Source organism: Baaleninema sp. (assembly GCF_049974805.1).
Classification (GTDB): Bacteria; Cyanobacteriota; Cyanobacteriia; order Cyanobacteriales; family Geitlerinemataceae; genus Baaleninema.
Genome location: NZ_JBNGCO010000154.1, coordinates 1 through 8,401, shown reverse-complemented (window position 1 = coordinate 8,401; position 8,401 = coordinate 1). Strand labels below are relative to the sequence as shown.

The 8,401-nt window shown below is 53.9% G+C and carries 10 protein-coding genes; 5 read left to right on the top strand and 5 right to left on the bottom strand.

Annotated features, from left to right (window positions below):
• A complete protein-coding gene (locus tag ACP5D4_RS19885) occupies positions 1–270 on the bottom strand; it encodes a hypothetical protein (protein ID WP_428013353.1) in 270 nt (89 codons plus the stop codon).
• A gap of 152 nt (positions 271–422) precedes the next feature.
• Positions 423–950, bottom strand: coding sequence for a Ycf51 family protein (locus ACP5D4_RS19880; RefSeq protein ID WP_428013352.1), 528 nt, complete (start codon positions 948–950; stop codon positions 423–425).
• A gap of 314 nt (positions 951–1,264) precedes the next feature.
• On the opposite strand from ACP5D4_RS19880, the gene ACP5D4_RS19875 reads away from it, so the two are divergent.
• The 5 genes from ACP5D4_RS19875 (at position 1,265) to ACP5D4_RS19855 (ending at position 5,078) form a co-directional block, all read left to right on the top strand.
• A complete protein-coding gene (locus tag ACP5D4_RS19875) occupies positions 1,265–1,606 on the top strand; it encodes a hypothetical protein (protein ID WP_428013351.1) in 342 nt (113 codons plus the stop codon).
• A 57-nt stretch (positions 1,607–1,663) separates the two neighbouring features.
• Positions 1,664–3,175, top strand: a complete 1,512-nt coding sequence (locus tag ACP5D4_RS19870; protein WP_428013350.1) for an AAA family ATPase — start codon at positions 1,664–1,666, stop codon at positions 3,173–3,175.
• Positions 3,176–3,317: 142 nt separating this feature from the next.
• Positions 3,318–3,671: a DUF1257 domain-containing protein gene (locus ACP5D4_RS19865; RefSeq protein WP_428013349.1), complete on the top strand. Its 354-nt coding sequence runs from the start codon at positions 3,318–3,320 to the stop codon at positions 3,669–3,671.
• A 167-nt stretch (positions 3,672–3,838) separates the two neighbouring features.
• Positions 3,839–4,264, top strand: coding sequence for a hypothetical protein (locus tag ACP5D4_RS19860; protein WP_428013348.1), 426 nt, complete (start codon positions 3,839–3,841; stop codon positions 4,262–4,264).
• A 31-nt stretch (positions 4,265–4,295) separates the two neighbouring features.
• On the top strand, positions 4,296–5,078 hold the full coding sequence (locus ACP5D4_RS19855; RefSeq protein ID WP_428013347.1) for an SDR family NAD(P)-dependent oxidoreductase: 783 nt from the start codon (positions 4,296–4,298) through the stop codon (positions 5,076–5,078).
• Positions 5,079–5,082: 4 nt separating this feature from the next.
• Here ACP5D4_RS19855 and ACP5D4_RS19850 read toward each other — a convergent pair whose 3' ends face one another.
• The 3 genes from ACP5D4_RS19850 to ACP5D4_RS19840 form a co-directional block, all read right to left on the bottom strand.
• Complete coding sequence (locus ACP5D4_RS19850; RefSeq protein WP_428013346.1) at positions 5,083–5,979, bottom strand: DMT family transporter; 897 nt, start codon at positions 5,977–5,979, stop codon at positions 5,083–5,085.
• 41 nt (positions 5,980–6,020) lie between these two features.
• Entirely contained in the window at positions 6,021–7,181 is a 1,161-nt protein-coding gene (locus ACP5D4_RS19845; protein ID WP_428013345.1) for a glycosyltransferase, read from the bottom strand.
• Positions 7,182–7,317: 136 nt separating this feature from the next.
• A partial coding sequence (locus ACP5D4_RS19840) for a hypothetical protein (protein ID WP_428013344.1) occupies positions 7,318–8,401 on the bottom strand: 1,084 nt, incomplete at its 5' end.

The following is an 8,401-nucleotide window of genomic DNA, read 5'->3' as shown; positions in this document are numbered from 1 at the left end:
TCACCACCCCCCAAGCCTTCGGCTATGGGCGGAGTACTGCGACGGATCTTGATAGTCGTATCGGCGGTTCTGCAAGGTGACTAATACCATGCTTCCTCGTACCACGAGCAGTTGGTCGGTTTGGAAGTGGTGGACGAAAAGGGTATCGACGGTATGGGGCGACACCTCCACCAACATGGTTTCGTGGCTCGATTGGGGCGTGTAGAATTCTGCCATTCCGCCCTTGAACGAGTCTAAGGCACGGATCTCGATTTGACGGACGAGACTCATGGTTCGCTGGCTCCTGCGGCGATCGCATCACTGTCTCTCACGCTAACGCAGTTTTAAATTAATTTATGTGACAGAAACGACTTTTTGGGGCAAAACATGATATAAAACCCCCCGGACGATCGAGAAGGAAACGTCCGGGGGTCGGGAGGATGTCAGGAGTCAGCCAGTCGCGCCAGTTGCGATCGATCGATCTCGATCTCGAAGCGGGATTCGTCGGCGTCGGAGAGCGATCGCGTCACCTGACCCAAATACAAGGGTTCGGACAGTCCCGGTTCCGGATGCAACACCGTGCGGGCGCGAATCAACAAATCTCGTCCCAACCGGCCGGGAGAAAACTTGTTAATCGCCGCTTGGCGTAACGTCGCCTCCAATTGCGATTCGGTCACGTCCTGGGGAACGGTGATGACGACCTGTCCGCCGCCGTCGTCGTACACCACCGAGTAATTCACCGCCCCCGGTACCACCGTCGTGGTAATCGGAAAGATACTGAGAGCGAACAAACCGCTCGTCAGCACTATCATAAAGCCCGTCACCCCCACGAGCCGGAAGCGAAATCCCCATTTCAAGAGGAACGCCACCAAGGCCAGCAAGGCGAAAAATCCCGTAAATCCGAGAGACCAGACCGTAGCTTTGAGGAAGTCGTCCGGCGTCAAAACAGCAAAAATAGGGTCGAAATACATCTGGCAACAGCAGAAGGCGTTACAAGTACGCTTTCCAAGATATCCGTTCCCAGGGCGTCCGAACCATAATCCCAGCCATTTCTCCTCTCCCCCCTCTGTGTCCTCTGTGTCTCTGTGGTGAATAATATTTCGGAGAAATCGAGCTCAAACCCCTGCCATTATGTCGATCGCACCCCTCGTCCGACCCCATCGATCGAGGCTTTAATGTAACGAAATATTACAAAAGTGACGTCAAACCAGCAAACCATCTTGACAGTCCCGAAAGTACCCCTTAAAGTCAGAAACATACCTGGGTAAACCCACCCGAACTTCAGATGGAAGACAAACAGAAAGTAACGCTATATCTAACGCCAGAACTCCACCGCAAGCTCAAAATACGAGCAGCGGTCGATGGAGAACCCATGTCGGCGTTAGCGCAGAAAGCGTTAAAGTTTTTTCTAGCGCATCCAGAAGTCGTCGAAGAACTCGACGCCGTTTCTGGGAACGCACACCGGGTTTATAGTTGTCCGGCGTGCGAGACGAAAAGTGTATTGCGAGAAGGCGATTTAGTGGCCGTGGGCGATCGCCAAGAGGTTCTCGAAGACGACGACATTTCTGTCGAAAAAGTCAACGCGAGTCTCAACCCAGAATCCGAAGAAGGCTTAGTCACCTGCTAAGTTTAAATCTTAAAAAAGTCTCCGCTCGAATTGCTCCGTTGTAGTCGGTCGATGGTCATGAAAGAAGAGCTAAGCATCCTCATACAAGCTCAATACCCCTTAATCTACCTCGTCACCTTTGAAGAGGAACGTGCCGAGCAAGCCATCGCCGCGATCGCTGGTGCCGTCAAACCTCAACGCCGGGTCTTCACCTGGACTTCGACCAAAGGGACGATCGATTACAGCCAGACTGGCGGGGCAAACCCTCACAACACCTTATCCCCGGAAGCGGCCATCGACTGGGCGATTCGGCACAAGGAACCGGGTGTGTACATCTTCAAAGACCTGCACCCGTTCCTAGAAAACCCCAACGTCACGCGGGCCCTTCGCGATGCCATCGCCTACTTCAAAGGCACGGACAAAACCATCGTGTTGATGTCTCCGGTGCAGCAAATCCCCATCGAGCTAGAAAAAGAAGTAGTGGTGATGGATTTCCCGCTGCCGGACATGAAAGAACTCAACCGCGTCTTGTCCCGACAGCTTGCCGAAGGTCGCAACAAACGAATTAGTACCGAAGCTCGCGAAAAGCTGCTGAAAGCCGCGTTGGGCTTAACGAAAGACGAAGCCGAAAAAGTTTACCGCAAAGCCCAGGTGACGGCGAACCGTCTGACGGAAGCCGAAATGGAAATCGTCCTGTCCGAGAAACGGCAACTGATTCGTCGCAACGGCATCCTCGAATATATCGAGGAAGACGAAACCATCGATTCCGTCGGCGGCTTGGAAGAGCTGAAACGGTGGCTGTGCCAACGCTCGGGGGCGTTTACCGAAAAAGCCCGAGAGTACGGCTTGCCGCAACCGAAAGGGATGTTAATCCTCGGCGTTCCCGGCTGCGGAAAATCCCTCATCGCCAAAACCACGTCCCGTTTGTGGGGGCTGCCCCTGCTGCGCCTGGATATCGGACGGGTTTACGATGGGTCGATGGTGGGGCGTTCCGAAGCCAACCTCCGCAACGCTTTGAAAACTGCTGAGTCCATTTCCCCGGTGATTCTCTTCATCGACGAGTTGGATAAAGCCTTTGCCGGAGGTGCGGGGTCTTCCGACTCCGACGGGGGAACCTCGAGCCGCATTTTCGGGTCGTTCTTGACCTGGATGCAGGAAAAAAGCTCTCCGGTGTTCGTGATGGCGACGGCGAACCGCGTCGAACGCCTTCCCGGTGAGTTCCTGCGCAAAGGACGCTTCGACGAAATCTTCTTCGTCGATTTGCCCACCACCGAAGAACGTAAAGATATTTACCGCATCCACTTGTCCAAGCGTCGCCGCGATATCAGTCGCTTCGACCTGGAACAACTGGCCAAAGTTTCCGACGGCTTCTCGGGCGCGGAAATCGAGCAGGCGGTCATTGCTGCGATGTACGAAGCGTTCGCACAAGACCGGGAGTTTACTCAACTCGATATTATTGCTGCCGTCAAATCCACGCTGCCTCTGTCCAAGACGATGACCGAACAGGTCACGGCGCTACGGGATTGGGCAAGACAGCGGGCGCGTCCGGCTGCCTCCTCTATGGCTGACTATCAGCGCATGGAGTCGTAACAAGCTTTCTCCCGGCTGCCACCGGGGGGAAAGGTTAGCCTTAACTCGGCTAACGATTCAGTCCGACACCGATTTTCGGTGTGGAATCTAACCAACCAACCACGTTATCTGTTCTCAACCAAGTTCCACTAGGAGGAAACTCATGTCTCACTTTAGCACCCTGCGCACCAAAATCACCGACGCTGAAGTTTTACAATCTTCTCTGCGCGACCTCGGCATCTCTGTGAAAACTGAAGCTGATGTTCGCGGCTACAACGGCCAGCGCGTTCGTGCCGACATCGTGGCGGTTCTCGAAGGCGATTACGATCTCGGCTGGTCTCGCAACGGCGACGGTTCTTTCGACCTCATCGCTGACCTCTGGGGCGTGGCTAAAAAGCACAATCAAACCGAACTCATCAATTCCATCAATCAAAAATACGCGGTTAACAAAACTTTGGCTGAAGTCCGTCGTCCCGGGCTGCAAAATGCCAACGTTAAACTGATGGTTCAAAAATAAAAACTCTGCGCGTTCCCAAGCTTGCGGGTTGACTTCTCGAACGGGTCAACCCGTTTTTTCTGTGGAAAGCTTTCGGAGAGGGGGAGGTGATGGGATGATGAGGTGATGGGGAGAGGGGAAGAAATTATCAATTTTTCTCTGTTTGTTGTAAAGAGGAAAGACAAAGGATGGAACTGTCTCAATTGGTGGGCTTGTCGGTGCTGGTGGCGGTTCTCGGTGTGGGCTTGGCGGTGATGCTGTGGGCTTATGAGGGGGCGGGCAGTCAGGTGGTGCTGTTTGAGTCGCCGGTGGAACGCCGTAAGTTGGCGGACGATGTGGCCCCGGTGTTTCATCGCGGTTGTGAGGAGTTTCGGGCGGGAGATTATCGGAAGGCCGCCAATACCTTTGCGGGCTGTTTGGCGTCGAATCCCAATTTGGCGGAAGCGTATCACAATCGCGGTTTGGCTTTGGCGAATTTGAGGCAGGACGACGATGCGGTGGAGGATTTGTTGTTGGCCTGCGATCGCTATGGGAAAGAAGACCGCAAATCGGATTTGGAGGCGGTGAAACAGGCACTTGCGGCGATTAAGGCGAGAAAAGATGAAAACTCTTAAAATATGAGGGAACTGTCGCGTTTGATGGGTTATGGCTACGGCATTGGTGACGGGGGCATCCTCGGGAATTGGGGCGGAATTCGCCCGACAATTGGCGTCGCGCGGGATGGATGTGGTTCTGGTGGCGCGATCGATCGATCGCTTGCAGCAACTGGCTGAGGAACTGCAACCTCAATACGGCATCGACACGACGGTTCTGGTAGCGGATTTGACGCAACCCCAAGATGTGGAACGGGTTTATACAGAAACGGAAGGACGGGGAACGACCATCGATCTTTTGATTAATAATGCGGGATTCGGCGATTACGGGGAGTTCGCTAAGAGCGATCGCGCGAAAATTCTTTCGATGGTTCAGTTGAACGTGACGGCGTTGGTGGATTTGACCCATCGCTTTCTGCCACCGATGCAGCAGCGGCAATCGGGTTGTATCCTCAATATGGGATCGATCGCCAGTTTTCAACCTCTACCCTATTTTTCGGTCTACGCGGCGACGAAAGCTTTTGTCTTGAGTTTTAGCGAGTCTCTCTGGGCGGAAAACCGCAAAACTGGCGTCAAAATCCTCGCCCTCTGTCCCGGTCCGACGGATACTAACTTTTTCGAGGTGTCCGGTTCTCCTGCCTCTAACGGCAATTCGCAACAACTGGCGTCGGTGGAAGAGGTGGTTCGAGACGCCATCGCCGCTTTGGAGAAGGATACCTCGAACGTGGTGGTGGGTGGCTTCGCCAATCAAGTGATGACAACGCTAACGCGATTTTTTCCCCGCGACGTTCTCGTTCAAGCGGTCGAACAGCAGTTTCGACCGAATCGGGATTAGCGGGTCAGGAAAACAACAATCCCACTCCTGCCACCGCCGCGATCGCCCCCAACACGGCACGCAGTCCGATTTTTTCCCCCGTCCAGGCGGCTACGGGCAACACGAACAGGGGACTCGTGGCACCGAGGGTCTGAGATACGCCAGCCGGGGCGAATTTCAACGAGGTCTGTTGCAGCCAGATGGCGAGGTAGGTGCTGAAAAAGGCGGCGACGGCCAGGATTCCCCACATTCGGGGCGATCGCACGGGTTTCCACTTCACCGCCCCCGGCATCCACACCATCCACAGGGGCAACACCGCCACCCCCGCCACCAACCGCACTAACGCCCCGCTTAACGGCGTGGCAGGGGTTTCGGCTAACGCCGCCCGAGACAAGACGGCTCCTCCGGCTTGGGACAGCGCCGACACAACCCCCCACATCGTCCCTTGCCAGAGGTTTTGGGTTTCGGCAGGGGTCTCGCTGACGCGATCGCTAATCACCCACGCCACTCCAAAGAGAATTAATGATATACCAAAAACAGCAGTTTTTGTCAATACCTCGTCAAGAAACGTAACCGCCAGCAACGCGGTAAGGGGCGGGGCGAGGGTTTGCACCAGCAGCGTCCGTCTGGCGCCAAGTCGGTTTAAGGTGTTGAAAAAGGCAGTATCTCCCAGTCCGATACCTAAAATTCCGCTCAAGGCCAACAAAAGCAGCGATAGCGTCGGTATTTCCGGAAAAAACGTCCCCCGCAGCCCCAAGGTCACGAGAATCATCGCAATGGCGAAGCCACCTTTGATGAGGTTGAGTTGCAGCGGGGGAATTCGCTGTCCGACGCGGCTATACACGACGGAGGACATCGCCCAGACAAAGGCGGCGGAGAGGGCGGCTAGTTCGCCCCGGAAGGTCGCGATTAACTCCAACACGATCGCTTTTTACAGTGAACAGTCAACTGTTACCTCTAATTCTAGGGTTTTCGGAATTGGATATTTCCGTCGGGGGCGATGATGTAGTTCGTGTCTTTCATCTCTTGACGGGGGAAGGGGAACGACGGCGGCGACATCCGTCCGGGGTGGCGATATCCGCCGCCACCGCCACCATAGCCGTTTCCGTAACCGCTTCCGTAACCGCTTCCGCCGTACCCCCGTCCGATGCGTTCGTTAGAGTGGGCTTCGGGAGAATCGGCGTGTTTGAGTCCCTTGAAGGCGTCGTCTAAGTCGGATTCCGTCACGCCGTCGCCGAGAGATTGACTCAGGGGAAGGTTGGTGAGGTTCCCTAGCTGGGGCGGGGTTTCGGGTTCGGCGGTGGCGGAGAGGGGAACCAGGGGAATGGTGAGGGAGGCGAGAACGGCGGCGACGCGGGTGAAGGGTACGGCGGGACGCGGACGCAGGAGAAATTGACCGTCTACAACGTCGAGTTTGAGGGTGTCGCTGAGGTGGCGTCGTTCGAGGGCGTTTTCGACGGCTTTTTTCGATCGCGCAATTTGCAGGTTTTGATGTCGCCAGGAGGTGTTATCTCGATGGAGGCGGTAGCAATAGAGGGGTTGGGGAAGGTGGTAAATTTCGGTAATTTCGGAAAGTCGCAAGCAGAGGTCGTAGTCTTCGGCGTACTCGAAGGCGGGGTCGATGCCTCCGGCGCGATCGAAAACGTCTCGACGCAGTAGCCGAAAATGGAAGGTGACGAAATCTGTTAGGAGGCGATCGCGGGAGTAGGGAATTCGACAGCGATCGCCTTTTTGCAGGAAGTTTCCGTTTTCGTCGATGTCGATGTAGTCGGTATACACCATCCCGATATGGGGGTGCGTGTCGAGGACGGCGGCGGTTTGTTCGAGGGCGGTGGCCGCGAGGAGATCGTCGCGATCGACCCACGCTAAATATTTTCCGCGAGTCTCTTCTATGGCGGCTTTCAGGGCTTTTCCGCGCCCTTGATGGGAGGCGGCGACGACGCGAATTCGGCTGTCGGTGGCGGCGAATTCTCGGGCGATCGCGACGGAGTCGTCGGTGGAACCGTCGTCCCAAATCAGTAACTCGAAGTCTTTGTAGGTTTGGACTATAACGCTTTCGATGGCTTGTTTGAGATAGTGGGATTGGTTATAGCTATTGATGACAATTGAGAGGGTTGGTGTCATGGTTTTAACGGGATGGGTTGGGGGGTATGTTAACAAATGTTATTGGATGTATGGTAGCACGGGTTTTTGAGATGGATTGAGGAGAAACATCACCACCAATAATACAGAGACTTTGAGATTATTTATTTAATTTTTGTTAAAAATACTTGACGTTTTTTAGATTAGATATTAGCTCGGTGGCGCGATCGATGTAGTCGGAAATATGACGAGCGATCGCACCTCGAAACTCGACAGTTTTGAGGAATTTGGCGCGAGTTTGGCTGCGGGGTGTGGCTCCGGTTTTCGCCACAATGGGAAGCTCGAACTCGACAGCTTTTTGGATTCCTATCATGGGAGAGTTGGGGAAACTGTCGAGATAGATGTCCGTTTGGAAGTAGAGAGAATTTAGGAGATCTGAATTGAGGGAGTTGAGAAGGAGAACGCGGGAGCGATCTAGTTGGTGCTGTTGTAAGGTTTCGGAGATGCGATCGCGCGGGTTTACCTGCAAAATGTTTCGGTGTTCGAGGTTGCAGAGGGCGATAACAAGGAGGCTATTGGGTGTGCGATCGAGAATTGTTGCCCAAACGTTTCGTAATTCAGCCGTTAAGCTATCTGGGTAAACGTAGGAAAGTAAAATCTTAGTTTTGGACGAAATTCCCAACCTCGATTTTAAGTCGAAATCCGGATTGACTTTCTCGCAAGTTGCAGGTACACTATAGGTATAATGGGAAAGGTGCTGCCCTACGAACTCTTGTGTAGCCTTTGTTACCAAATCTGGAGAACGCCGCCACATCTCCCACTCTGAAATTTCTTCTAAAACGGCTTGATTTCTCGCCAAACGATGAAGCGACAGCAAGGTTAAAGCTGTGGTTGTCGCGGTAATCTCTCCACAGAGGAACAGCACATCTAAATCCTCGTCGCGAAGGGTTTGAACTTGTCCCCGCAAATCTGGCGGAAGAGAAATCCAGGGAATCGAACCGTCTTCAGAATCCGAATCGAAACTGTAAACGCGAATTTCGAGAGGTTGATTCGACAAAAGTCTTTTGAAGACGTTCCAGTTTCCCTCGGCTTTATCGACGAAACCCGAATTTTCCCCGGTTGTCGAAACCTCCGATTCAGACAACTCTCCTTGAGAGACATCTCGTTGGGATGGATTCTCTAAAAAATCGAGAGTTTCCCAGGTTTTCGATTCAGACAACTCTCCTTGAGAGACGTTGGATTCCGGTTGAGTCTGGAAAAGT